2 protein-coding genes are annotated in these 978 nt (G+C 47.9%); both read left to right on the top strand.

The window, feature by feature from the left end:
• Positions 1–659: oligopeptide/dipeptide ABC transporter ATP-binding protein (locus R7O13_RS24820; RefSeq protein ID WP_318304932.1), on the top strand; the 659-nt coding region annotated here is incomplete at its 5' end.
• On the top strand, positions 656–978 hold a 323-nt coding region (locus R7O13_RS24815), incomplete at its 3' end, for an ATP-binding cassette domain-containing protein (protein ID WP_318304931.1). The genes R7O13_RS24820 and R7O13_RS24815, both read left to right, overlap by 4 nt.

Below are 978 nucleotides of genomic sequence, written 5' to 3'. Positions count from 1 at the left end.
TGAAAGTGAGCGATCAACTGATGGAAGTGTTGATGCTGCATAAAGGCATGGGAAAATCAGAAGCGTTTGAAGAATCTGTTCGCATGCTGGAAGCAGTAAAAATCCCTGAAGCACGTAAGCGTATTACCATGTATCCGCTCGAGTTCTCTGGCGGTATGCGTCAGCGTGTAATGATTGCGATGGCGCTATTGTGCCGTCCTAAACTGCTTATTGCTGATGAACCAACAACCGCACTGGACGTAACCGTTCAGGCACAGATCATGGACTTGTTGAACGAGCTGAAATCCGAGTTCAACACTGCAATCATTATGATCACCCACGACCTAGGTGTTGTTGCTGGTTCATGTGACAAAGTGCTTGTGATGTACGCAGGTCGTACGATGGAGTACGGCAACGTAAACGAAATTTTCTACAACCCAAGCCACCCTTATGCGGAAGGTCTGTTAAAGGCGATCCCTCGTCTGGATACAGAAGGTGAAATTCTGCCAACCATTCCTGGCAATCCACCAAACTTACTGCGTCTACCACCGGGCTGCCCTTACCAAGAGCGTTGTCATCGTGTGATGGACCGCTGTAAGCGTGAAGCACCAATCTTGACGCCATTTGGTGATGGTCGTCAGCGTGCATGTTTTTCTGAATGGGAGGCTTGGAACAAATGAGCGCAGATAAAAAGTTAATTCTGGATGTATCTGATCTGAAAGTTCACTTCAGCATCGCATCAAAATCAGCGTGGCCTTGGTCAAAACCTTCCAGCCTAAAAGCGGTAGATGGCGTAAATGTGCGCCTCTACGAAGGGGAAACGCTTGGCGTAGTAGGTGAGTCGGGTTGTGGTAAATCGACCTTCGCACGTGCCATCATTGGACTTGTTGAAGCGACCGATGGCGAAGTGGTTTGGTTAGGCCAAGACCTCACAAAAATGAAAGATGTACAGCGCCGTGAAACACGTAAAGAAATCCAGATGATTTTCCAAGATCCTTT

Source organism: Vibrio sp. Y176 (assembly GCF_033438945.1).
This window is presented reverse-complemented; position numbering and strand designations above follow the sequence as displayed.